We start from the raw sequence: 20,575 nt of genomic DNA on the forward strand, positions 1-20,575 counted from the left end.
AATAATTAAGATTTAAAATAATAAATTATTTATTATCCTGAAAAGGAAATGTGCACAATAAAACCTAGGTAAAAAGAGAGATGGGGACGCCTATCTCTCTTTTTTTATATCTAAATAACTTCTCCTACAATATATACAACAATAAAATATAGATTGCATATATAAATATGGAGAAAAATCTATTTTTATAGATTCAGCATAATTTTACCTATTGAATTTATATGCTATATGATGTACTATACATAAATATAACTTATATAGTATATTTAATTAAATATAAAAAAGATTACTAATAACTTTATATATTCTGAATTTTAGGCAATTATATAAACAAATAGTTAGTAAAGTTACATATTAAATATATAATATTTTTATTAAAGAAAATTAAAGATATTATAAATTTACAGGAGTAAAAAATGAATAAAAACTCTTGTCAAAGCTAACAAAATAATGTATACTATAGAAGTTGCAATATGGTAACAGCGATGAGGTAAGAGGTTGCCGGGCTTCCGGGGGAATTCTTAACCGAGCATGCTCAATCACGAATTGGGCGACGGGGTCTGTAGTGCTGTTGTGTTTCTTAAAATAAGAAACGCCAGGAGCAGTTTACAGAACTTCCGCTGTTGCGCGTAAGAAGTAATAGCGTGCGATGAAAAGGAGGGAATGAAATGTCAAAACAAAAAATCAGAATCAGATTAAAAGCGTTTGATCACACAATACTAGATCAATCAGCAGAGAAGATTGTTGAGACTGCTAAAAACACAGGAGCTAAAGTAGCCGGTCCAGTACCACTACCAACTGAGAAAGATGTAATAACTGTTCTAAGAGCTCCACACAAATACAAAGATTCAAGAGAGCAGTTCGAAATCAGAACTCATAAAAGACTAATCGATATATTAAGTCCATCACCAAAAACTGTTGATGCATTAATGAGATTAGACTTACCAGCAGGTGTAGATATCGAAATAAAATTATAATCGTACATAGTACATGAAATTGAACTATGATGTACGGGTAATAGAAAAACTATTACTAACTATTATGATCACAATGTGGTCCGCTAATAAGTAGGAGGTGTATTTAAATGAAAAAAGCTATAATGGGTAAAAAATTAGGAATGACTCAAATATTTGATGAAAATAGAAGAGTAGTACCTGTAACAGTTGTAGAAGCTGGTCCATGTGTAGTAATCCAAAAGAAAACAGCAGAAAATGATGGATATGAAGCCATAAAAGTTGGATTTGGAGATATAAGAGAAAAGTTAGTGAATAAACCTAAGAAAGGTGAATTCGCAAAAGCTGGTGTTGTTGTAAGAAGACACATAAAAGAATTTAGATTAGAGGATACAAGTGCTTACGAAGTAGGTTCTGAAATAAAAGCAGAAATCTTCGCAGCCGGAGATAAAATTGACGTATCTGGAATATCTAAAGGAAAAGGATTCGCTGGCGTTATAAAAAGATGGAACTTCCACAGAGGACCAATGAGCCACGGTTCTAAATTCCATAGAGCAGTAGGTTCAATGGGAGCATCATCAGACCCATCAAGAACATTTAAGAATAAAAAAATGCCTGGTCATATGGGAAATGTTAATACTACAGTGTTAAATCTAGAAGTAGTAAGAGTAATACCTGAAAAGAATATTATTCTTATTAAAGGCGGAATACCAGGACCAAACAAAGGTTTAGTAGTAATAAGAAACGCTGTTAAAGCATAAGGAAAGGAGGATGCAGAATGCCTACAGTAAAAGTGTATAACACTGAGAAAAAAGAAGTTGGAGAAATTCAATTAAATGATAGCATTTTCGGAGTAGAAGTTAGTGTTGAAGCAATGCACCAAGTTGTATTAGCTCAATTAGCTAATAAAAGACAAGGAACTCAAAGTGCTAAGACAAGAGCTGAAGTAAGAGGCGGAGGAATTAAGCCTTGGAGACAAAAAGGAACAGGAAGAGCAAGACAAGGTTCTATAAGAGCTCCACAATGGATTCACGGGGGTATCGTATTTGCACCAAAACCACGTGATTACAGAGTTTCCGTTCCAAAGAGTATGAGAAGAGTAGCTATGAAATCAGCTTTAACTTCAAAAGTACAAGATAATGAAATGATAGTATTAGAAAGCTTGGCTTTCGATGCACCAAAAACTAAAGATATGGTAAAAGTTCTTAATGCTTTTGAAACTAAAAAAACATTAATAGTTGTAGCTGAGTCTAATGAGAATGTTTATAAATCAGCAAGAAACATTCCTGGAGTAGCTGTAGTGCCTGTAAACAACATAAATGTTTACGACATATTAAAGTATGAAAACTTAATGATTACTAGAGACGCTGTATCAAAAATTGAGGAGGTGTATGCATAATGAAAATGACTAGTTATGATATAATAAGAAAACCTGTTATAACTGAAAAAAGTATGGCTGCTATGGCAGAAAGAAAATACACTTTCATCGTTGACATACACGCAAACAAAGTTCAAATAAAAAAAGCTGTTGAAGAAGTTTTCGGAGTAAAAGTTGAAGATGTTAAAACTCTAAGAAATTTAGGTAAAACTAAAAGAGTTGGAGTTCACATTGGAAAAAGAGCTGACTTCAAAAAAGCAGTTATTAAATTAGCAGCTGACAGCAAAACAATTGAATTCTTTGAAGGAATGCAATAATATAACGCATTTATTGGCTAGAGCCAGATAAGCGAAAAGGGAGGGAAACCTAATGGCAGTTAAAAAATTTAACCCTACCACTCCTTCAAGAAGAAATATGACTATGGCTTCATTTGAGGAAATAACAACAGATGTACCTGAAAAGTCACTTCTTGTAAGTAAGAAAAAAACTGGTGGTAGAAATGCTCAAGGTAAAATTACTGTTCGTCACCACGGTGGTGGAGCGAAACAAAAATATAGATTAATAGATTTTAAAAGAACTAAAGATGGTATACCAGCTAAAGTTGCAACTATCGAGTACGATCCTAATAGATCAGCTTACATCGCATTAGTTGTATATGCAGATGGTGAAAAGAGATACATAATAGCTCCAGTTGGATTAAAGGTTGGAGATGTTGTAGTATCTGGATCAGATGCAGACATTAAAGTTGGAAATACACTTCCAATAACTAACATACCAGTAGGTACAATAATTCATAACATTGAATTACAAGTAGGAAAAGGTGCTCAACTTGTTAGATCAGCAGGTTCTTCAGCTCAATTAATGGCTAAAGAAGGAGCTTACGCTCAAGTAAGACTACCAAGCGGAGAAGTTAGATATGTAAGAGTAAACTGTAGAGCTACAATAGGAACAGTTTCAAACTTAACTCACGAAATTGTTAATATAGGTAAAGCAGGAAGAAAGAGACATATGGGTATCAGACCAACAGTAAGAGGATCTGTAATGAACCCTAATGACCACCCACACGGAGGTGGAGAAGGTAAATCTCCAGTAGGTCATGCTAGTCCACGTACTCCATGGGGTAAACCAGCTCTTGGATACAAAACTAGAAAAACTAAGAAATACTCTGACAAATTTATTGTTAAGAAAAGAAATAGTAAATAGTTAGAAGAGAAATAAATTCTCTTCTGATTATAACTACTTTACATGAAGGGAGGCCACTAATAGTGAGTAGATCAATTAAAAAAGGACCTTTTGTAAAAGAGTCTCTTCTAAATAAAATAGAAGAAATGAACAAAGCTGGCGAGAAGAAAGTTATAAAGACTTGGTCAAGAAGCTCTACAATTTTTCCTCAAATGATAGGACACACAATTGCTGTACATGATGGAAGAAAACATGTTCCAGTATATGTCCAAGAAGACATGGTAGGACATAAACTTGGAGAGTTCGCTTTGACTAGAACTTTTAAAGGTCATATCGCGAAGGAAAAATCAAGTAGAATGAGATAGTACGGGAAGGAGGAAATTACCAATGGAAGCTAAAGCTATAGCTAAATATGTAAGAATGTCTCCTATGAAAGTTGGGATTGTTCTTGACCTTATAAGAGATAAGAATGTAAATGAAGCTTTCGCTATATTACAATATACTCCAAAAGATGCAGCTGTTGTTGTTAATAAATTATTAAAATCAGCTGTTGCGAATGCAGAAAACAATTTTAATTTAGACAGAAATAGATTATATGTTGCAGAGGCTCATACAGGTGCAGGTCCAACATTAAAGAGATTTAGACCACACGCTCAAGGTAGAGCATTCAGAATTTTAAAAAGAACTAGCCATATAACTATAGTAGTTAAAGAAAGAGCATAAGAAGGAGGGATATAGAGTGGGTCAAAAAGTACATCCACACGGCCTAAGAGTTGGTGTTATCAAGGATTGGGACGCTAAATGGTATGCAGACAAGAAAAATTTTGCAGATAACTTAGTTGAAGATAATGCTATCAGAGAATATATAAAGAAAAGATTATTCACTGCTGGAATATCTAAAATTGAGATAGAAAGAGCAGCTAAAAGAGTTAAAATAAATATACATACCGCAAAACCTGGAATGGTTATAGGAAAAGGCGGTCAAAGTATAGAAGAGCTTAAAGTTGCATTAAAAGAAGTTGTTAAAGATAAATTTGTTTTAATTAACATAGTAGAAGTTAAAACACCAGAAAACAATGCACAATTAATGGCTGAAAACATAGCAGCTCAATTAGAAAAGAGAATATCTTTCAGAAGAGCTATGAAACAAACGATTCAAAGAGCTATGAGAACAGGTGTTAAAGGAGTTAAGACTGCATGTTCAGGAAGATTAGGCGGAGCTGAAATCGCAAGAACAGAGCAGTATCATGAGGGAACAATCCCACTACAAACTTTAAGAGCTGATATCGACTATGGATTTACAGAAGCTAATACAATCTATGGTAAAATTGGTGTAAAAGTTTGGGTGTATAAAGGTGAGGTTCTTCCAACTAAGAAAGTTCAGAAGGAAGAAAGTAACTCATAATAACGTGTAAGGAAGGAGGAATTTGACATGTTAATGCCTAAAAGAGTTAAACATCGTAAGGTACAACGTGGTAGAATGAGAGGTAAAGCTACAAGAGGTAACTTCATTGCTTATGGAGATTATGCTTTACAAGCAACAGAGTGCGGTTGGATTACAAGCAACCAAATCGAATCTGCCAGAATAGCTATAAATAGATACGTTAAAAGAGGAGGAAAGGTTTGGATAAAAATCTTCCCTGATAAGCCAGTAACTGAAAAACCAGCTGAAACACGTATGGGATCTGGTAAAGGTTCACCAGAGTACTGGGTAGCAGTAATTAAACCAGGTAGAGTATTATTTGAAATATCTGGAGTATCTGAAGAAGCTGCTAGAGAAGCTATGAGACTTGCGTCTCACAAATTACCAGTAACAACCAAATTTGTTACTAGAAGAGATTTTGAGGAAATGGGTGGTGAAATCAATGAAGGCTAATGAATTGAAAGAGTTGAGACAAAGTACTCCTCAAGATTTAAATGTAAAACTATCTGATCTTAAATCAGAATTATTTAACCTTAGATTTCAGTTAGCTACAGGACAGTTAGAAAACCCAATGAGAATTAAACAGGTTAAGAAGTCTATAGCCCAAATTAAAACCATCCTTAGAGAAGAAGAATTAAGGGCTTGTGAGCAGTAATACTGAAAGGAGGTTCATCTTGTGGAAAGAGGAAATAGAAAAAGTAGAATCGGAAGAGTAGTTTCTGACAAAATGGATAAGACAATTGTTGTTGCTGTTGAAACTAAAGTTAGACATCCATTATATGGAAAAACAGTTAATAGAACAACTAAATTTAAGGCTCATGATGAAAATAATGAAGCAAAAGTTAACGATAGAGTATTAATAATGGAAACAAGACCATTATCTAAGGATAAGAGATGGAGACTTGTTGAAATCATGGAAAGAGCTAAATAGTTAACTGAAGGGAGGGTATTTACATGATACAACAACAAACATTATTAAAAGTAGCGGATAACTCTGGTGCTAAAGAAATAATGTGTATTAGAGTACTCGGTGGTTCCAAAAGAAAATGGGGAAACATCGGAGACGTAATTGTTGCTAGCGTTAAAAGTGCAACACCAGGTGGAGTTGTTAAAAAAGGTGACGTAGTAAAAGCAGTTATTGTTAGATCAGTTAAAGGTTTGAGAAGAGCAGACGGGACTTATATCAGATTTGATGAGAACGCAGCTGTTATTATAAAAGACGATAAGAATCCAAAAGGAACTCGTATCTTCGGACCTGTTGCTAGGGAGCTAAGAGATAAAGAATATAATAAAATATTGTCACTAGCACCTGAAGTACTATAGGATAGGGGGTAGCAAAGATGAAAGTTCATGTTAGAAAGAAAGACACTGTTATGGTTATCTCTGGAAAAGATAAAGGTAAAACTGGAGAAGTTTTAGCTGTTTATCCTAAGACTGGAAAAGTTGTAGTTGCTGGCGTTAACGTAGTAACTAAACATCAAAAACCAAACAGACAAAATATGCAAGGTGGAATAGTTAACTTTGAAGCAGCTATTAACAGCTCAAAGGTTATGCTATATTGCGATAAATGTAAGAGCGTAACTAGAATAAGCAATAAAGTACTTGATGATGGTACAAAAGTTAGAGTTTGCAAAAAGTGCGGAGAAACATTTTAATTCGCGAAAGGAGGTTTAACAAATGGTTACAAGACTACAAGAGAAATACAATAGTGAAGTAATACCAGCTATGATGGATAAGTTCGGATACAAAAATATAATGCAAGTACCTAGACTTGAAAAAATAGTTATAAATATGGGAGTTGGCGAAGCTAAAGATAACTCTAAAGTTTTAGATGCTGCTGTAAGTGATATGCAATTAATCACTGGACAAAAAGCTGTATTAACTAGAGCAAAGAAATCAGTTGCCAACTTTAAAATAAGAGATAACATGGCAATTGGATGTAAAGTTACATTAAGAAAAGATAAGATGTTCCAATTTGCGGACAAATTAATGAATATAGCATTACCAAGAGTTAGAGACTTCAGAGGCGTTCCTACTAAGTCATTTGATGGAAGAGGAAATTATGCTTTAGGAATAAAAGAACAATTAATATTCCCTGAAATAGAATATGATAAAATTGATAAAGTAAGAGGAATGGATATAATATTTGTAACTACTGCAAAGACAGACGAGGAAGCAAGAGAATTATTAAGATTCCTTGGAATGCCATTTGCTCAATAAAAGGAGGGAATGACTTGGCACGTAAAGCTTTAATAGAAAAGTGGAAAAAAGAACCAAAATATTCAACTAGAGAATACTCTAGATGCAGATTATGTGGAAGACCACATTCTGTCTTAAAAAAATTTGGTATTTGCCGTATATGTTTCAGAGAACTTGCTTATAAAGGACAAATTCCTGGATGCAAAAAGGCAAGCTGGTAATATACAGATCATAGCGAAAGGAGGCACAATTAATGAATATGACTGATCCGATAGCAGATTTGCTAACACGTGTAAGAAATGCAAATATTGTTAGACATGAAATAGTAGAAGTTCCTTCTTCAACAATAAAGAAAGGCATAGCAAATATTATGCTTCAAGAAGGATATATTAAAAATATAGAAGAATATCAAGATGGAACTGTTTCAATGTTAAGACTTAGCATGAAATATGGCCAAAATAAAGAGAGAGTTATAACAGGACTTAAGAGAATATCTAAACCAGGACTAAGAGTTTATAGTGGTAAGGATGATATCCCTAAAGTTTTAAATGGATTAGGAGTTGCAATAATATCAACTTCTAAAGGATTAGTTTCTGATAGAGAAGCTAGAAAATTAGGATTAGGCGGAGAAGTTATCTGCTACATCTGGTAGTTTATGAACAAGGAGGTGCGATTATGTCAAGAGTAGGAAGACTTCCAATAGCTATACCAGCTGGTGTATCTGTTACAGTAACGCCAGACAACGTTGTTACAGTTAAAGGACCTAAAGGGGAATTAACTAGAACAATGGTGAAGAATATAAACATAGCTATAGAGGATAATCAAGTGGTCGTTACAAGACCAAGCGATATAAAAGAACATAGAGCTCTACACGGATTAACTAGAGCATTATTAAATAATATGGTAATTGGAGTAACTAATGGTTTCGCTAAGACATTACAATTAGTTGGTGTTGGATATAGAGCAACAGCAAAAGGTAAGGGATTAACTTTAAACCTAGGATTCTCACACCCAGTTGAAATAGCTGCTGTAGATGGAATTACATTTGAATTAACAGATGCTAATACTATAGTAGTAAAAGGAATCGACAAGGAATTAGTTGGTAAAGTTGCAGCTGATATAAGAACTTGGAGAAAACCTGAGCCTTACAAAGGAAAGGGTATTAAGTACTCTGATGAAGTTATCAGACGTAAGGAAGGTAAGACTGGTAAATAATAGCTATTAGAAAGGAGAGAATTTCATGTTCAATAAAGCTGATAGAAAGCTATCAAGAGAAAGACGTCATTTAAGAGTACGTAAGAAAATTCATGGAACAGCTGAAAGACCAAGACTTGCAGTGTTCAGAAGTGAAAAGAACATATACGCTCAAATTATAGATGATGTTGCTGGAAGAACATTAGTTGCTGCATCTAGTTTAGATAAAGACTTTTCTCTAAAAGTTGGTAGCAATAAGGAAGCTGCTAAACTAGTTGGTGAAGTAGTAGCTAAAAAAGCAATAGAAGCAGGAATTACTGAAGTTGTATTCGATAGAGGTGGATATGTATACCACGGAAGAGTACAAATGCTTGCAGAAGGTGCAAGAGAAGCAGGACTTAAATTCTAAAAAAAGGAGGTACACACATGAAAATAGATCCTAGCACACTTGATCTTAAAGAGAAAGTTGTACACATAAACAGAGTTGCTAAGGTTGTTAAAGGTGGTAGAAACTTCAGATTCAGCGCACTAGTAGTTGTTGGTGATGAGAACGGACACGTTGGTGTTGGAATGGGAAAATCTATCGAAATACCAGAAGCAATTAGAAAAGGTATCGAAGATGCTAAAAAGAACATCGTTAAAGTTGAATTAGATGGAACTACAGTTCCTCATACTATAGATGGTAAATTTGGAACTGGTACAGTTCACATAATGCCAGCTTCAGAAGGAACAGGTGTTATCGCTGGAGGTCCAGCAAGAGCAGTACTTGAGCTTGCAGGATTAAAAGACGTTAGAGCTAAATCATTAGGTTCAAATAACCCAAGAAATATGGTTAGCGCAACTATAGATGGATTATCAAAATTAAGAACAGCAGAGCAAGTTGCAAAACTTAGAGGCAAAACTGTTGAAGAAATTCTAGGATAGGAGGGGAAAACCTTGGCTAAAGTTAAATTAACATTAGTAAAGAGTTTAATTGGTAGAAAGAAAGATCATATTGCTACTGTAGAGGCTCTTGGATTAAGAAAAATAGGTAAAACTGTTGAGCACGAGGAGACTCCTCAGATCAGAGGTATGATTAATAAAGTAAGTTACCTACTAAAAGTAGAAGAAGCTTAAACTAAGGAGGTGTAAATATGAGACTTCATGAGTTAAGACCTGCAGAAGGTGCAAAAAAATCTCCTAAGAGAATCGGTAGAGGTACTGGTTCAGGTTGGGGTAAAACTGCTGGAAAAGGTCAAAAAGGACAAAACTCAAGATCTGGTGGCGGTGTAAGACCAGGATTTGAGGGAGGTCAAATGCCTTTATATAGAAGACTACCTAAGAGAGGATTTACAAATATATTTGCTAAAGAATATACTTGTATAAACGTAGATAGACTAAACATATTTGAGGATGGAACTGTAGTTACTCCAGAGTTACTTCGTGAATCTGGAATGGCTAAGAGAGTAAACGATGGGATAAAGATTCTTGGAAATGGTAACATTGAAAAGAAATTAACTGTTAAAGCTAATAAGATTTCCAAAGCTGCAGCAGAGAAGATTGAAGCGGCAGGAGGAAAAGTTGAGGTGATATAGATGTTATCAACCCTACGAAACGCTTGGAGAGTTCCTGAGCTAAGAAGAAGAATACTATTTACATTAATGATAGTAGTAATTTTTAGAATGGGTGTGTTTATCCCAGTACCAGGAGTGGATGCTAGTAAGATTGCAACTTTAGTTAGTAGTAATTCTGGTTCCCTTCTAAGTTTCTATGACATGATTGCAGGAGGGGCTTTTAGTAAGTTTAGTATATTTGCTTTAGGTGTTACTCCGTATATCAATGCATCGATTATAATTCAATTACTTACAATTGCAATTCCTTATTTAGAACAACTTTCTAAAGAAGGTCAAGAAGGAAGAAAAAAAATACAGAACTATACTAAATATGCAGCTCTAGTATTTGCTGTTATTCAAGCATATGCAGCATATGCCTTAATTAAAAGCTCAGGAGCTATATTGATAGAAGGTTCAATGGGCCTTTTACTAATAATACTAACAATGACAACAGGTACAGCCTTGTTAGTATGGATAGGTGAACAAATTTCAGTATATGGAATTGGAAGTGGTGTTTCTGTTATTATATTTGTAAATATAATATCTTCACTACCACAAACAGCTTATCAAATAGCAGGGCTTCTTAAAACAGGAGAAGTTAGTCCGGTAGAGGTTGTAATATTCGTAGCAGTAGCTTTAGCTTTATTAATTACAGTAATTGTTATAAATTTAGCAGAACGAAGAATTCCAGTGCAATATGCCGGTAAAGCAATAGGAAGAAAAGTTATAAAAGGTCAATCATCACATATTCCAATAGGATTAAATTCTTCTGGAGTTATGGCGATAATCTTTGGTATGTCAGTAATGCAATTTCCAGCGGTTATAGCACAAATATGGCCTGAATCTTCCTTTGCGGTATTTGTTAATAAGAGTTCTTGGAGTATATTTCAGCAAGATACTATGAAATATGTAGTAGCATACTTTTTATTAGTACTATTCTTTGCTTGGTTCTATACTATAATTACTTTCAAACCAGATGAGATGGCAGAGAATATGAATAAATCATCAGGATTTATTCCAGGTATAAGACCAGGTGAAAAAACTGAAATTTACTTAGAGAAGATTTTGACAAGAATATCCCTTTTAGGTGGAACATTTGCTGGAATTATAGCTATAGTGCCTATATTAGCAGCTATATTCAGTAATTTTAAGGGAGTTTCATTTGGTGGAACTAGTTTACTAATTTTAGTTGGTGTATCTCTAGATACTATGAAACAATTAGAATCTCAGCTAGTAATGAGACATTATGAAGGGTTCCTTAAATAAAAATTTTAATTTGGAGTTGATACTAGTGAGAGTTATTTTATTAGGTCCTCCTGGAGCCGGAAAAGGAACTCAGGCAAAGTCAATCTGTAATAAATACTCTATACCACACATATCTACTGGAGATATTTTTAGATATAATATCTCTCAAGCAACGCCTTTAGGGATTGAAGCTAAAAAATATATAGATAAAGGTCATCTAGTACCAGATGAATTAACTATCGATTTAATTAAAGATAGATTAAAGCAGGATGACTGCAAAAATGGATTTTTACTAGATGGTTATCCAAGGACTGTAAATCAAGCAGAGGCTTTAGAAGTTTTACTTAAAGAAATGAGTTTAAAACTAGACACTGCCTTATTGATTGAAGTTCCTAAGGGTTTTATTATAGATAGAATGACAGGAAGACGTGTATGTACTACTTGTGGAGCTAGTTATCACGTAAAATATAATCCTACTAAAAACGATGGAAAATGCGACGTTTGCGGTAGCGTTGTAATACAAAGAGCAGATGATAATGAAGCGACAGTAAGTGAAAGACTTGAAATATATGATGCACAAACACAACCGTTAATAGAATACTATAGAGAGAAAAATCTATTAGCAGAGGTTGATGGAACGCAAGCTATTAATGATGTTTTTAAGAATATCTGTGGTATCTTAGGAGCGATAAATAGTGATGAATATTAAGAGTGATACAGAACTAGAATATATGAGGAGTGCTGGTAAGGTTGTTGCCGATACCCTAGCAATGATTCAAAAGGTAATAAAACCAGGAATAACCACTGCAGAAATTGATAAACTTGCTGAAGAGTTTATATTAGCACAAGGAGCTATACCTTCTTTTAAAGGATATGGAGGATTCCCAGGATCAATATGTGCATCAGTAAATGATGTAGTAATACATGGTATCCCGAATAATACCGTATTAGTTGAAGGAGATATAATCAGTGTTGATTGTGGAGCAATACTTAATGGCTATCATGGTGATGCTGCACGAACTTTTCCAGTAGGAAATATTTCTAAGGAAGCACAACATCTAATAGATGTCACTAAAGAATCTTTCTTTAAGGGCATTGAAAAAGCAGTAGTGGGGAACAGACTTACCGATATTTCAGCAGCTATTCAAAAGCATGCTGAGAGTTTTGGATATTCTGTGGTTAGGGATTTTGTTGGACACGGCATAGGAACTGCTATGCATGAAGACCCACAAGTTCCTAATTACGGCACTGCTGGTAAAGGTCCTAAGTTAGTACACGGTGTAGTGCTTGCAATTGAACCTATGATAAACATGGGAAATTACAAAGTTAAAATTAAGCCAGATGGTTGGACTGTAGTGACTAGTGATGGAAAGTTATCTGCCCATTATGAAAATACTATAGCAATAACTAATGAAGGTGTAGAAATACTAACTTTGAGCTAATGAGGTGACTAATGTGGATGATGACAGCCTTTTAGGTAAGGTAGTACATTCAAAATCAGGAAGAGATAAAGGAAAATACTTTATCATTATTGGTATAATAGACGATGAGTATGTCTATATTTCAGATGGAGACCTTAGAAAAATTGATAGGCCAAAGAAAAAGAAAATTAAACATTTATCTTTTACAAATGTTTTGGCTGAAGATATTAGAAGTGCTATCTTATCTGATGGAAAGATCAGTAATTCTAAAATAAGAAAATTTTTGCAGGTTGAGGATATAATAGAGGAGGTTTGATTACCCTTATGTCAAAAGATGATATAATTGAAATGCAAGGTGTCGTTTTAGAAACTCTACCTAATGCAACTTTCCAAGTTGAATTAGAGAGTGGGCACAAGATACTTGCTCATATTTCTGGAAAGTTAAGAATGAACTTTATAAGAATTTTACCAGGCGATAAGGTTACAGTAGAACTTTCTCCATATGATTTGACTCGTGGGAGAATAACTTGGAGAGATAAGTAATAAGGAGGGTTAGCTATGAAGGTAAGACCATCAGTTAAACCTATATGTGAAAAATGTAAAGTTATAAAAAGAAAAGGAAGAGTAATGGTTATCTGTGAAAATCCTAAACATAAACAAAAACAAGGTTAATAAAAATAAATAAGTAGTGATACTTAGGAGGTGTAGATTGTAGATGGCAAGAATTGCAGGTATTGACCTACCAAAAGAAAAAAGAGTTGAGATAGGTCTAACTTATATATTTGGTATAGGACTACCAAAATCTCATGAAATACTTGAAGCTACAGGAGTGAATCCTGATACTAGAATCAAGGATTTAACTGAAGATGAAGTAAATACATTAAGAGATTATGTAAATAAGAGCTTAATGGTTGAAGGTGATCTTAGAAGAAAAGTTGCCTTAGATATAAAGAGACTTAAAGAAATCGGATGTTATAGAGGAATAAGACATAGAAAAGGTCTTACAGTTAGAGGTCAAAAGACTAAGACTAATGCAAGAACAAGAAAAGGTCCTAAGAAGACTATAGCAGGCAAGAAGAAATAGTAAGGAGGGAATATAATGGCTCAAAAGAAAGTTAGAAGTAGAAGAAAAAAAGAAAGAAAAAATGTTGAGCACGGTGCTGCACACATAAAATCTACTTTCAATAATTCCATCGTTACACTTACTGATGCAGCTGGAAACGCATTGTCATGGGCAAGTGCTGGTGGATTAGGATTTAGAGGTTCAAGAAAAAGTACTCCATTTGCAGCTCAAATGGCAGCTGAAACAGCAGCTAAAGCAGCGATGGAACATGGTTTAAAAAGCATAGAAGTTTATGTTAAAGGTCCAGGAGCAGGTAGAGAAGCGGCTATAAGATCACTTCAAGCTGCAGGATTAGAAGTTACTTTAATCAAAGATGTAACTCCAATTCCACACAATGGATGTAGACCACCAAAAAGAAGAAGAGTTTAATTAACAGGAGGTGTAATGAATGGCAAGATACACAGGCGCTACATGCAGACTTTGTAGAAGAGAGGGCCTTAAGCTTAACCTTAAAGGTGACAGATGCTTCACTGAGAAGTGCGCTTTTACTAGAAGAGGTTATGCACCAGGTCAACACGGTCAAAGCAGAAAGAAAATGTCAAACTATGGAACTCAATTAAGAGAAAAGCAAAAAGCTAAGAGAATATATGGAGTTCTAGAAGGACAATTTAGAAAGTACTATGAGAAAGCTGAAAAGCAAAGAGGAATTACAGGTGAAAACCTATTAAAATTCCTAGAATTAAGATTAGATAACGTTGTTTATAGATTAGGATACGGAAGCTCAAGAGTTGAAGCTAGACAATTAGTAAACCACGGACATTTCTTAGTAAATGGTAAAAAAGTAGATATTGCATCTTACTCTGTTAAAGCTGGAGATGTTATATCAGTTAGAGAAAAAAGCAGATCTTCTGAAAAATTCAAAGTTTTTGCTGAAAATCCAAAAACTCTACCAACTTGGTTAGAAGGAAATATTGAATCATTTGAAGGTAAGGTTGCTTCAATACCAGCAAGAGAAGACATAGACGTTCCTGTTAATGAAACATTAATCGTTGAGTTATACAGTAAATAGTCAATAATGTAATCAGTTGCCCTCGATATAAAAAAACCACTAAATTTAAAAGGAGGGTTATAAATGTTAGAAATTGAAAAGCCAAAAATAGAATGTGTTGAAACCGCTGAAAATGGTACATATGGCAAATTTGTTGTTGAACCATTAGAAAGAGGTTATGGAATAACTTTAGGTAATGCATTAAGAAGAATTCTTCTTTCTTCACTACCTGGAGTTGCTGCTAATTCGATTAAAATTGATGGTGTTTTACACGAATTCTCAACTATACATGGAGTTAAAGAAGATGTTTCTGAGTTAATTCTAAATATAAAGGAATTAGCACTTAAGATGTCTGGTGAGGGCCCAAGAACAATATATATTGATGCTGAAGGTCCTGGTGAAGTTACAGGAGCAGATATTAAAGTGGACGGAGATGTTGAAGTAGTTAATAAGGATCTTCATATTGCTACCCTAGATGATGGTGGAAAGTTATTTATGGAGATAAATATTAATAGTGGTAGAGGTTATGTTTCTCAAAATAAGAACAAAACTGATGATAAGCCAATATCAACTATACCTGTTGATTCAATATATACTCCAGTTAAAAGAGTTAACTTTACAGTTGAGAATACAAGAGTAGGACAGATCACAGATTATGATAAATTAACTATAGAAATTTGGACAAATGGAACTATTAGACCTGATGAAGCTATTGGTTTATCAGCTAAAATTCTTATTGAACACTTTAAACTATTTATGACATTAACTGATCATGCAGATAATGTTGAAATAATGATAGAAAAAGAAGAAGACAAGAAAGAAAAAGTTCTAGAAATGACTATAGAAGAACTAGATTTATCTGTTAGAAGCTTTAACTGCTTAAAGAGAGCTGGTATTAATACTGTTCAAGAGTTAACAGAAAAATCAATGGATGATATGATGAAGGTAAGAAACCTAGGAAAGAAATCTCTTGAAGAGGTTGAGCAAAAACTTGAAGGCTTAGGATTGGGATTCAAACCTAGCGAGGAGTAAGGAGGTATAGAGATGGCACAGCAACGTAAGTTAGGACGTCCAACTGATCAAAGAATGGCAATGCTTAGAAATCTTACGACTAGTTTCTTAAAGCACGGTAGAATTGAAACAACTGAAGCTAGAGCAAAAGAAACTAAAAGATTAGCTGAGAAAATGATAACTTTAGCTAAAAGAGGAGATCTTCATGCTAGAAGACAAGTGCTTGCATTTGTTACAGAAGAGGATGTTGTTAAGAATTTATTTGATAACGTAGCTCCAAAGTACGCTGAGAGAAATGGTGGATACACTAGAATAATGAAAATGGGACCTAGAAGAGGCGACGGAGCAGAGGTTGTTGTATTAGAATTAGTATAATAATTCAAGGGGATTAAGTAAGGCTAACTTAATCCCCGTTTTGTTATAAAATTGAGTATTAGATAGTAACTCTCTAATGGAGGGATAATTGATGGAAACTAATATAAATTCTAGAGATAATCAAATTGAAAAGCTTAATGAAATTAATAAAATAGATAATTTAAATTCATCCAGTGAAAAAGTACCGGAAGTTATTAGTGAAAACTTGAGATACACTTATCCTCCGGATAGTGAAGGTAATATAAAATTGGCTATAGATGGTGTTAATATTACCATTAATAAGGGTGAGTTTGTAGTTGTATTAGGTCATAATGGATCAGGAAAATCTACTTTTGCAAAACATATAAATGCACTCTTAATTCCAACAGAGGGCAAAATTAGTGTGTCTGGATATGATACTAGCAAAGAAGAAAACATATGGAATGTAAGAAGCAAAGCGGGGATGGTTTTTCAAAACCCTGATAACCAAATTGTTGCAACTATAGTAGAAGAGGATGTAGCTTTTGGACCAGAAAATTTAGGCGTAGAGCCTAAGGAGATAAGAAGAAGAGTAGACGAGTCACTTAAGAGAGTAAACATGTATGATTATAAAAAACATGGACCACATCTTCTATCTGGGGGTCAAAAGCAACGTGTAGCTATTGCTGGTATATTAGCTATGATGCCTGAATGCATAGTATTAGATGAGCCAACAGCCATGCTTGATCCATCTGGAAGAAAAGAAGTTATAAATACGATAATGGATTTAAATAAAAACAATGGGATTACAATAGTATACATAACACACTTTATGGAAGAAGCTGTTGCAGCAGATAAGATATATGTTATGGATTCAGGAAAAGTTATAGTAGAAGGAAAGCCAAGAGAAGTATTTCAAAATGTAGAAATTATGAAAAACTTAGGTTTGGATGTACCACAAATGACAGAATTGGCTTATGAATTAAATAAATCAGGTGTTAATATAAAATCGGATATATTAACTATAGATGAGATGGTGAGAGAATTATGTCAATTAAAATAGAAAATTTAACTCATATATATATGGCTAAAACTCCCTTTGAAAAGGTTGCCCTTAGTAATGTTAATGTGAATATAAATGATGGCGAATTTGTAGCCCTCATTGGACATACAGGTTCAGGTAAATCTACTTTGATACAACACATGAATGGGTTATTAAAACCTAACCAAGGAAAGATATTTGTTGATGGTGTAGATATTACTGCTAGTGGAGTTAAGCTTACAGACATAAGAAAAAAAGTTGGATTAGTATTCCAATATGCAGAGTATCAACTTTTTGAGGAAACAATAGAAAAGGACATAATGTTTGGACCTAAGAATTTAGGGCTTAATGATGAGGAAGCTTTAGCAAGAACTAAAAGAGCCATGGACATGGTAGGTTTAGACTATGAAACTTACAGAAATAAATCTCCATTTGACCTAAGTGGAGGACAAAAAAGAAGAGTAGCAATAGCTGGAGTTGTAGCTATGGAACCAAGGGTTTTAATATTAGATGAACCAACAGCTGGATTAGATCCTAAGGGGAGAGATGAAATTCTAGGAGAGCTATATAAGCTTCATAAATCCTATAACATGACTATCATTCTTGTATCTCATAGCATGGAGGATGTGGCAAAGGTTGCAGACCGTATATTGGTAATGGATGAAGGAAAATGTGTATTAGATGGTACACCACAAGAAATATTCAAAGAAGTAGATACATTAGAAAATGTAGGTCTTGCAGTTCCACAGGTAACATATCTTATGCGAGAATTGAGAAGGGTTGGATTTGAATTACCTGATGATATTTTCACATTAGAACAAGCTAAAAAAGAGTTACTTAAGATACTAGCAAAAAACTAGGCTCTTTTATAAAGTTGTGGAGGAGTAAATATGATTAAAGATATTACCATAGGCCAATATATACCTGGAGAGTCATTTGTCCATAAATTAGATGCTAGGGTAAAAATACTATTTTCCTTACTCTTTATAATAGACTTATTTTTAATAAAAGAGTTCTCAGGATATATTGTTATTTTTATATTTACAATGATGGCTATAATTGTATCTAAGATTCAATTTAGATATATATATAAGGGATTAAAGCCTATATTTATATTAATGATAATAACGGCACTATTTAATGTGTTTTTAACTAGAGGTAACGTATTATTATGGCAATGGGGATTTGTTAAAATATATAAAGAAGGTATAGTAACAGCTATATTTATGATATTAAGACTTACTTTTCTTATTATAGGAACATCTCTATTAACATTAACTACATCACCAATAGAACTTACTGATGGAATAGAAAAATTACTAGGACCATTTAAGAAAATTGGTGTACCAGCTCATGAACTTGCCATGATGATGACTATAGCACTACGATTTATACCTACTTTAATGGATGAGACTGATAAAATAATGAAGGCTCAAAAGGCAAGAGGTGCAGATTTTGAAAGTGGAAGTATAGTTAATAGAGCTAAAAGCCTTATACCACTACTTGTACCGCTATTTATTAGCTCCTTTAGAAGAGCTGATGAATTAGCAATGGCAATGGAAGCTAGATGCTATAGAGGTGGAGAAGGCCGAACTAGAATGAAGATACTGAAAGTAACTTCGAGAGATTATGTAGGAATGATTGTTATGTCTGCATTAACTATAATAGTTATATATATGAGATTTTAGATGTAGTAGAATAAAGGGATATATATATGAAAAACATTAAGTTAATACTAGAATATGATGGAACTAATTATATGGGGTGGCAAAAACAGCCTAAGGGAGAAACCATTCAAGGAACAGTTGAAAATGCAATCTCTAAGATCACTGGGGAAAAAGTTGAAGTGATTGGTTGTAGCAGAACCGATAGTAAAGTACATGCTAAAGGATATGTGTGTAATTTTAAGACTAGTAGTAATATTCCTGTAGAAAAGTTTAGAGAAGCATTAAATCATGTATTACCAGAAGATATATCTGTAATTAAGTCCTCACAAGTTCATGATGATTTTCATGCTAGATATGATTCAAAAGGGAAGATGTATTGCTATACAATACTAAATACAGAAGTAAGAATGCCCATATGTAGAAATTTTTCATATCACTATAAAAAGAGTTTAGATATAGAGAAAATGAAGGATGCTGCAAAATTTTTTATAGGAACTCATGATTTTGAAGCTTTTAGGAATATTGGAAGTTCAGTTAAAACGACTACAAGAACTATTAGTAAAGTTGATATAGTTAAGAACGAACACTATATCAAAGTATATATAGCTGCTGATGGATTTTTATATAATATGGCAAGAATTATGATAGGAACGCTTATAGATGCAGGAAATGGAAAAATAAAAGCAGAAGATATACCTAAAATAATATTAAGTAGAGATCGAAAAAAAGCAGGCAAAACATGTTCACCCCAAGGTTTATGTTTAATTGAAGTTTATTATTAATAATAGTAAAAATCATTGACACACCCGGGAAATTGTATTATAATGAATTTTGTTCGTATAATAAATATTTGTGTGTAAGATCCATTAGCCCCGGATCTTTATCCATAGAATTATAATTGTTAAAAATCAGGGAGGTAGTAAGATGAAATCATACTTAGCTAAACCAAGTGAAATACAAAGAAAATGGTATGTAGTAGACGTTGAAGGAATGACTTTAGGTAGAGCTGCAAGTCAAATAGCTTCTATATTAAGAGGTAAAAATAAACCAGAATTTACTCCAAATGTAGATACTGGAGATCACGTAATAGTTGTAAATGCAGAGAAAATTGTTTTAACAGGAAAGAAATTAGATCAAAAAATGTTAAGACATCACTCATTATACCCAGGCGGATTAAAAGAGATCCCTTACAGAGAAGCATTAGCTAAGAAACCAGAATTTGTATTTGAAGAAGCTGTAAGAAGAATGCTTCCAAAAGGAGTTCTTGGAAGACAAATGGCTAAGAAGCTAACAGTTTACAGAGGACCAGAGCACAAAAATCATGCTCAAAAACCAGAAGTATTAGAATTAAAATACTAATATAGTATTGTAAGGAGGAATAAATAATGGCAAAAGTTCAACATTTTGGAACAGGTAGAAGAAAGAAATCAGTTGCTAGAGTAAGACTTGTACCTGGTGAAGGTAAAGTTGTAATAAATAAAAGAGATATGGATAACTACTTTGGATTAGATACATTAAAATTCATAGTTAACCAACCATTAGTATTAACAGGAACTAAAGACAAATTTGACGTTTTAGTTAATGTACACGGTGGTGGATACACAGGTCAAGCTGGAGCTATCAGACACGGAATATCAAGAGCTTTATTAAAAGCTGATGAGAGCTTAAGACCAGAACTTAAGAAAGCTGGATTCTTAACAAGAGACCCAAGAATGAAAGAAAGAAAGAAATACGGTCTTAAAAAAGCAAGAAGAGCTTCTCAATTCTCAAAAAGATAGTATTTGTACATACAACTGTATGTTATATAAAAATAAGGAGTATATA

The 20,575-nt window shown here is 33.7% G+C and carries 38 protein-coding genes; all 38 read left to right on the forward strand.

Annotation, left to right across the window (positions count from 1 at the left end; translation table 11 throughout):
- The first annotated feature begins 668 nt into the window (after positions 1-668).
- The 38 genes from rpsJ to rpsI all read left to right on the forward strand — a co-directional run bounded on the left by rpsJ (position 669) and on the right by rpsI (position 20,529).
- Entirely contained in the window at positions 669-977 is a 309-nt protein-coding gene (gene rpsJ, locus B3Z56_RS01545; protein WP_035133283.1) for a 30S ribosomal protein S10, read from the forward strand.
- Positions 978-1,084: 107 nt separating this feature from the next.
- A complete protein-coding gene (gene rplC / locus B3Z56_RS01550) occupies positions 1,085-1,714 on the forward strand; it encodes a 50S ribosomal protein L3 (RefSeq protein ID WP_150845871.1) in 630 nt (209 codons plus the stop codon).
- 17 nt (positions 1,715-1,731) lie between these two features.
- A complete protein-coding gene (gene rplD, locus B3Z56_RS01555; protein WP_035133287.1) occupies positions 1,732-2,352 on the forward strand; it encodes a 50S ribosomal protein L4 in 621 nt (206 codons plus the stop codon).
- Entirely contained in the window at positions 2,352-2,648 is a 297-nt protein-coding gene (gene rplW / locus B3Z56_RS01560) for a 50S ribosomal protein L23 (RefSeq protein ID WP_150845873.1), read from the forward strand. The genes rplD and rplW overlap by 1 nt, the downstream gene beginning before the upstream one ends.
- 52 nt (positions 2,649-2,700) lie before the next feature.
- The gene (gene rplB, locus B3Z56_RS01565; protein ID WP_035133291.1) at positions 2,701-3,534 is read left to right on the forward strand and encodes a 50S ribosomal protein L2; all 834 of its coding nucleotides are present in this window, start codon (positions 2,701-2,703) and stop codon (positions 3,532-3,534) included.
- A 62-nt stretch (positions 3,535-3,596) separates the two neighbouring features.
- A complete protein-coding gene (rpsS, locus tag B3Z56_RS01570) occupies positions 3,597-3,878 on the forward strand; it encodes a 30S ribosomal protein S19 (protein ID WP_035133294.1) in 282 nt (93 codons plus the stop codon).
- Between the two features lie 22 nt (positions 3,879-3,900).
- The gene (gene rplV / locus B3Z56_RS01575) at positions 3,901-4,236 is read left to right on the forward strand and encodes a 50S ribosomal protein L22 (protein ID WP_035133296.1); all 336 of its coding nucleotides are present in this window, start codon (positions 3,901-3,903) and stop codon (positions 4,234-4,236) included.
- Between the two features lie 16 nt (positions 4,237-4,252).
- Positions 4,253-4,918, forward strand: a complete 666-nt coding sequence (rpsC, locus tag B3Z56_RS01580) for a 30S ribosomal protein S3 (protein ID WP_150845876.1) — start codon at positions 4,253-4,255, stop codon at positions 4,916-4,918.
- A gap of 27 nt (positions 4,919-4,945) precedes the next feature.
- A complete protein-coding gene (gene rplP, locus B3Z56_RS01585; protein ID WP_035133300.1) occupies positions 4,946-5,389 on the forward strand; it encodes a 50S ribosomal protein L16 in 444 nt (147 codons plus the stop codon).
- The gene (gene rpmC / locus B3Z56_RS01590) at positions 5,379-5,591 is read left to right on the forward strand and encodes a 50S ribosomal protein L29 (protein WP_035133305.1); all 213 of its coding nucleotides are present in this window, start codon (positions 5,379-5,381) and stop codon (positions 5,589-5,591) included. Before rplP ends, rpmC begins: the two co-directional genes overlap by 11 nt.
- Before the next feature lie 21 nt (positions 5,592-5,612).
- Positions 5,613-5,867, forward strand: coding sequence for a 30S ribosomal protein S17 (gene rpsQ, locus B3Z56_RS01595; protein ID WP_035133308.1), 255 nt, complete (start codon positions 5,613-5,615; stop codon positions 5,865-5,867).
- Positions 5,868-5,890: 23 nt separating this feature from the next.
- Entirely contained in the window at positions 5,891-6,259 is a 369-nt protein-coding gene (gene rplN, locus B3Z56_RS01600) for a 50S ribosomal protein L14 (RefSeq protein ID WP_035133311.1), read from the forward strand.
- Between the two features lie 17 nt (positions 6,260-6,276).
- On the forward strand, positions 6,277-6,591 hold the full coding sequence (gene rplX / locus B3Z56_RS01605) for a 50S ribosomal protein L24 (protein WP_035133314.1): 315 nt from the start codon (positions 6,277-6,279) through the stop codon (positions 6,589-6,591).
- A 22-nt stretch (positions 6,592-6,613) separates the two neighbouring features.
- Complete coding sequence (gene rplE, locus B3Z56_RS01610; protein ID WP_035133316.1) at positions 6,614-7,156, forward strand: 50S ribosomal protein L5; 543 nt, start codon at positions 6,614-6,616, stop codon at positions 7,154-7,156.
- 14 nt (positions 7,157-7,170) lie between these two features.
- Entirely contained in the window at positions 7,171-7,356 is a 186-nt protein-coding gene (locus B3Z56_RS01615) for a type Z 30S ribosomal protein S14 (protein WP_035133318.1), read from the forward strand.
- Positions 7,357-7,388: 32 nt separating this feature from the next.
- Positions 7,389-7,787, forward strand: a complete 399-nt coding sequence (gene rpsH, locus B3Z56_RS01620; RefSeq protein WP_035133320.1) for a 30S ribosomal protein S8 — start codon at positions 7,389-7,391, stop codon at positions 7,785-7,787.
- 23 nt (positions 7,788-7,810) lie between these two features.
- Complete coding sequence (gene rplF / locus B3Z56_RS01625; RefSeq protein WP_035133322.1) at positions 7,811-8,350, forward strand: 50S ribosomal protein L6; 540 nt, start codon at positions 7,811-7,813, stop codon at positions 8,348-8,350.
- A 25-nt stretch (positions 8,351-8,375) separates the two neighbouring features.
- Entirely contained in the window at positions 8,376-8,738 is a 363-nt protein-coding gene (gene rplR / locus B3Z56_RS01630; RefSeq protein WP_150845878.1) for a 50S ribosomal protein L18, read from the forward strand.
- A 17-nt stretch (positions 8,739-8,755) separates the two neighbouring features.
- The gene (gene rpsE / locus B3Z56_RS01635) at positions 8,756-9,253 is read left to right on the forward strand and encodes a 30S ribosomal protein S5 (protein ID WP_035133326.1); all 498 of its coding nucleotides are present in this window, start codon (positions 8,756-8,758) and stop codon (positions 9,251-9,253) included.
- A gap of 12 nt (positions 9,254-9,265) precedes the next feature.
- Positions 9,266-9,445, forward strand: a complete 180-nt coding sequence (rpmD, locus tag B3Z56_RS01640; protein ID WP_035133328.1) for a 50S ribosomal protein L30 — start codon at positions 9,266-9,268, stop codon at positions 9,443-9,445.
- Positions 9,446-9,462: 17 nt separating this feature from the next.
- Positions 9,463-9,903 (forward strand): 50S ribosomal protein L15, encoded by a 441-nt coding sequence (gene rplO / locus B3Z56_RS01645; protein WP_035133331.1) that lies wholly within the window; start codon positions 9,463-9,465, stop codon positions 9,901-9,903.
- On the forward strand, positions 9,904-11,187 hold the full coding sequence (secY, locus tag B3Z56_RS01650) for a preprotein translocase subunit SecY (RefSeq protein WP_346847801.1): 1,284 nt from the start codon (positions 9,904-9,906) through the stop codon (positions 11,185-11,187).
- 25 nt (positions 11,188-11,212) lie between these two features.
- Positions 11,213-11,875 (forward strand): adenylate kinase, encoded by a 663-nt coding sequence (locus B3Z56_RS01655; protein WP_035133451.1) that lies wholly within the window; start codon positions 11,213-11,215, stop codon positions 11,873-11,875.
- Positions 11,862-12,608: a type I methionyl aminopeptidase gene (gene map, locus B3Z56_RS01660; RefSeq protein WP_346847799.1), complete on the forward strand. Its 747-nt coding sequence runs from the start codon at positions 11,862-11,864 to the stop codon at positions 12,606-12,608. The genes B3Z56_RS01655 and map overlap by 14 nt, the downstream gene beginning before the upstream one ends.
- A gap of 13 nt (positions 12,609-12,621) precedes the next feature.
- Complete coding sequence (locus tag B3Z56_RS01665; protein WP_346847798.1) at positions 12,622-12,903, forward strand: KOW domain-containing RNA-binding protein; 282 nt, start codon at positions 12,622-12,624, stop codon at positions 12,901-12,903.
- Positions 12,904-12,911: 8 nt separating this feature from the next.
- Positions 12,912-13,130 carry a translation initiation factor IF-1 gene (infA, locus tag B3Z56_RS01670; RefSeq protein WP_035133338.1) on the forward strand — a complete coding sequence of 73 codons (219 nt, stop codon included), beginning with the start codon at positions 12,912-12,914 and terminating at the stop codon, positions 13,128-13,130.
- 15 nt (positions 13,131-13,145) lie between these two features.
- Positions 13,146-13,259 (forward strand): 50S ribosomal protein L36, encoded by a 114-nt coding sequence (gene rpmJ, locus B3Z56_RS01675; protein WP_003373491.1) that lies wholly within the window; start codon positions 13,146-13,148, stop codon positions 13,257-13,259.
- A 43-nt stretch (positions 13,260-13,302) separates the two neighbouring features.
- Positions 13,303-13,671 carry a 30S ribosomal protein S13 gene (rpsM, locus tag B3Z56_RS01680; protein WP_150845881.1) on the forward strand — a complete coding sequence of 123 codons (369 nt, stop codon included), beginning with the start codon at positions 13,303-13,305 and terminating at the stop codon, positions 13,669-13,671.
- A 15-nt stretch (positions 13,672-13,686) separates the two neighbouring features.
- Positions 13,687-14,079 carry a 30S ribosomal protein S11 gene (gene rpsK, locus B3Z56_RS01685; RefSeq protein WP_035133342.1) on the forward strand — a complete coding sequence of 131 codons (393 nt, stop codon included), beginning with the start codon at positions 13,687-13,689 and terminating at the stop codon, positions 14,077-14,079.
- 19 nt (positions 14,080-14,098) lie between these two features.
- Positions 14,099-14,719, forward strand: coding sequence for a 30S ribosomal protein S4 (rpsD, locus tag B3Z56_RS01690; RefSeq protein ID WP_150845882.1), 621 nt, complete (start codon positions 14,099-14,101; stop codon positions 14,717-14,719).
- Between the two features lie 63 nt (positions 14,720-14,782).
- Complete coding sequence (locus tag B3Z56_RS01695) at positions 14,783-15,730, forward strand: DNA-directed RNA polymerase subunit alpha (RefSeq protein ID WP_035133346.1); 948 nt, start codon at positions 14,783-14,785, stop codon at positions 15,728-15,730.
- Between the two features lie 12 nt (positions 15,731-15,742).
- Complete coding sequence (gene rplQ, locus B3Z56_RS01700; protein ID WP_035133348.1) at positions 15,743-16,084, forward strand: 50S ribosomal protein L17; 342 nt, start codon at positions 15,743-15,745, stop codon at positions 16,082-16,084.
- A 91-nt stretch (positions 16,085-16,175) separates the two neighbouring features.
- Positions 16,176-17,105: an energy-coupling factor transporter ATPase gene (locus tag B3Z56_RS01705; RefSeq protein WP_084178155.1), complete on the forward strand. Its 930-nt coding sequence runs from the start codon at positions 16,176-16,178 to the stop codon at positions 17,103-17,105.
- The gene (locus B3Z56_RS01710; RefSeq protein WP_346847797.1) at positions 17,090-17,944 is read left to right on the forward strand and encodes an energy-coupling factor transporter ATPase; all 855 of its coding nucleotides are present in this window, start codon (positions 17,090-17,092) and stop codon (positions 17,942-17,944) included. The genes B3Z56_RS01705 and B3Z56_RS01710 overlap by 16 nt, the downstream gene beginning before the upstream one ends.
- Before the next feature lie 30 nt (positions 17,945-17,974).
- Positions 17,975-18,772 carry an energy-coupling factor transporter transmembrane component T gene (locus B3Z56_RS01715; RefSeq protein WP_346847796.1) on the forward strand — a complete coding sequence of 266 codons (798 nt, stop codon included), beginning with the start codon at positions 17,975-17,977 and terminating at the stop codon, positions 18,770-18,772.
- 26 nt (positions 18,773-18,798) lie between these two features.
- Positions 18,799-19,533 carry a tRNA pseudouridine(38-40) synthase TruA gene (gene truA / locus B3Z56_RS01720; RefSeq protein WP_035133355.1) on the forward strand — a complete coding sequence of 245 codons (735 nt, stop codon included), beginning with the start codon at positions 18,799-18,801 and terminating at the stop codon, positions 19,531-19,533.
- Between the two features lie 142 nt (positions 19,534-19,675).
- Positions 19,676-20,110, forward strand: a complete 435-nt coding sequence (rplM, locus tag B3Z56_RS01725) for a 50S ribosomal protein L13 (RefSeq protein ID WP_035133357.1) — start codon at positions 19,676-19,678, stop codon at positions 20,108-20,110.
- Positions 20,111-20,136: 26 nt separating this feature from the next.
- Positions 20,137-20,529, forward strand: a complete 393-nt coding sequence (gene rpsI / locus B3Z56_RS01730; RefSeq protein ID WP_035133359.1) for a 30S ribosomal protein S9 — start codon at positions 20,137-20,139, stop codon at positions 20,527-20,529.
- Positions 20,530-20,575 lie beyond the last annotated feature (46 nt).

It is taken from the genome of Clostridium sp. UBA7791 (assembly GCF_002480755.1).
Lineage (GTDB): Bacteria > Bacillota > Clostridia > Clostridiales > Clostridiaceae > Clostridium_J > Clostridium_J sulfidigenes.

Excerpts from the sequence above, each read along its gene's own strand:
- rpsJ (WP_035133283.1), top strand. The coding sequence starts at position 669 with ATGTCAAAACAAAAAATCAGAATCAGATTAAAAGCGTTTGATCACACA.
- rplC (WP_150845871.1), top strand. The coding sequence starts at position 1,085 with ATGAAAAAAGCTATAATGGGTAAAAAATTAGGAATGACTCAAATATTT.
- rplD (WP_035133287.1), top strand. The coding sequence starts at position 1,732 with ATGCCTACAGTAAAAGTGTATAACACTGAGAAAAAAGAAGTTGGAGAA.
- rplW (WP_150845873.1), top strand. The coding sequence starts at position 2,352 with ATGAAAATGACTAGTTATGATATAATAAGAAAACCTGTTATAACTGAA.
- rplB (WP_035133291.1), top strand. The coding sequence starts at position 2,701 with ATGGCAGTTAAAAAATTTAACCCTACCACTCCTTCAAGAAGAAATATG.
- rplV (WP_035133296.1), top strand. The coding sequence starts at position 3,901 with ATGGAAGCTAAAGCTATAGCTAAATATGTAAGAATGTCTCCTATGAAA.
- rplP (WP_035133300.1), top strand. The coding sequence starts at position 4,946 with ATGTTAATGCCTAAAAGAGTTAAACATCGTAAGGTACAACGTGGTAGA.
- rpmC (WP_035133305.1), top strand. The coding sequence starts at position 5,379 with ATGAAGGCTAATGAATTGAAAGAGTTGAGACAAAGTACTCCTCAAGAT.
- rplN (WP_035133311.1), top strand. The coding sequence starts at position 5,891 with ATGATACAACAACAAACATTATTAAAAGTAGCGGATAACTCTGGTGCT.
- rplX (WP_035133314.1), top strand. The coding sequence starts at position 6,277 with ATGAAAGTTCATGTTAGAAAGAAAGACACTGTTATGGTTATCTCTGGA.
- rplE (WP_035133316.1), top strand. The coding sequence starts at position 6,614 with ATGGTTACAAGACTACAAGAGAAATACAATAGTGAAGTAATACCAGCT.
- rpsH (WP_035133320.1), top strand. The coding sequence starts at position 7,389 with ATGAATATGACTGATCCGATAGCAGATTTGCTAACACGTGTAAGAAAT.
- rplF (WP_035133322.1), top strand. The coding sequence starts at position 7,811 with ATGTCAAGAGTAGGAAGACTTCCAATAGCTATACCAGCTGGTGTATCT.
- rplR (WP_150845878.1), top strand. The coding sequence starts at position 8,376 with ATGTTCAATAAAGCTGATAGAAAGCTATCAAGAGAAAGACGTCATTTA.
- rpsE (WP_035133326.1), top strand. The coding sequence starts at position 8,756 with ATGAAAATAGATCCTAGCACACTTGATCTTAAAGAGAAAGTTGTACAC.
- rplO (WP_035133331.1), top strand. The coding sequence starts at position 9,463 with ATGAGACTTCATGAGTTAAGACCTGCAGAAGGTGCAAAAAAATCTCCT.
- secY (WP_346847801.1), top strand. The coding sequence starts at position 9,904 with ATGTTATCAACCCTACGAAACGCTTGGAGAGTTCCTGAGCTAAGAAGA.
- infA (WP_035133338.1), top strand. The coding sequence starts at position 12,912 with ATGTCAAAAGATGATATAATTGAAATGCAAGGTGTCGTTTTAGAAACT.
- rpmJ (WP_003373491.1), top strand. The coding sequence starts at position 13,146 with ATGAAGGTAAGACCATCAGTTAAACCTATATGTGAAAAATGTAAAGTT.
- rpsM (WP_150845881.1), top strand. The coding sequence starts at position 13,303 with ATGGCAAGAATTGCAGGTATTGACCTACCAAAAGAAAAAAGAGTTGAG.
- rpsK (WP_035133342.1), top strand. The coding sequence starts at position 13,687 with ATGGCTCAAAAGAAAGTTAGAAGTAGAAGAAAAAAAGAAAGAAAAAAT.
- rpsD (WP_150845882.1), top strand. The coding sequence starts at position 14,099 with ATGGCAAGATACACAGGCGCTACATGCAGACTTTGTAGAAGAGAGGGC.
- B3Z56_RS01695 (WP_035133346.1), top strand. The coding sequence starts at position 14,783 with ATGTTAGAAATTGAAAAGCCAAAAATAGAATGTGTTGAAACCGCTGAA.
- rplQ (WP_035133348.1), top strand. The coding sequence starts at position 15,743 with ATGGCACAGCAACGTAAGTTAGGACGTCCAACTGATCAAAGAATGGCA.
- B3Z56_RS01705 (WP_084178155.1), top strand. The coding sequence starts at position 16,176 with ATGGAAACTAATATAAATTCTAGAGATAATCAAATTGAAAAGCTTAAT.
- B3Z56_RS01710 (WP_346847797.1), top strand. The coding sequence starts at position 17,090 with ATGTCAATTAAAATAGAAAATTTAACTCATATATATATGGCTAAAACT.
- B3Z56_RS01715 (WP_346847796.1), top strand. The coding sequence starts at position 17,975 with ATGATTAAAGATATTACCATAGGCCAATATATACCTGGAGAGTCATTT.
- truA (WP_035133355.1), top strand. The coding sequence starts at position 18,799 with ATGAAAAACATTAAGTTAATACTAGAATATGATGGAACTAATTATATG.
- rplM (WP_035133357.1), top strand. The coding sequence starts at position 19,676 with ATGAAATCATACTTAGCTAAACCAAGTGAAATACAAAGAAAATGGTAT.
- rpsI (WP_035133359.1), top strand. The coding sequence starts at position 20,137 with ATGGCAAAAGTTCAACATTTTGGAACAGGTAGAAGAAAGAAATCAGTT.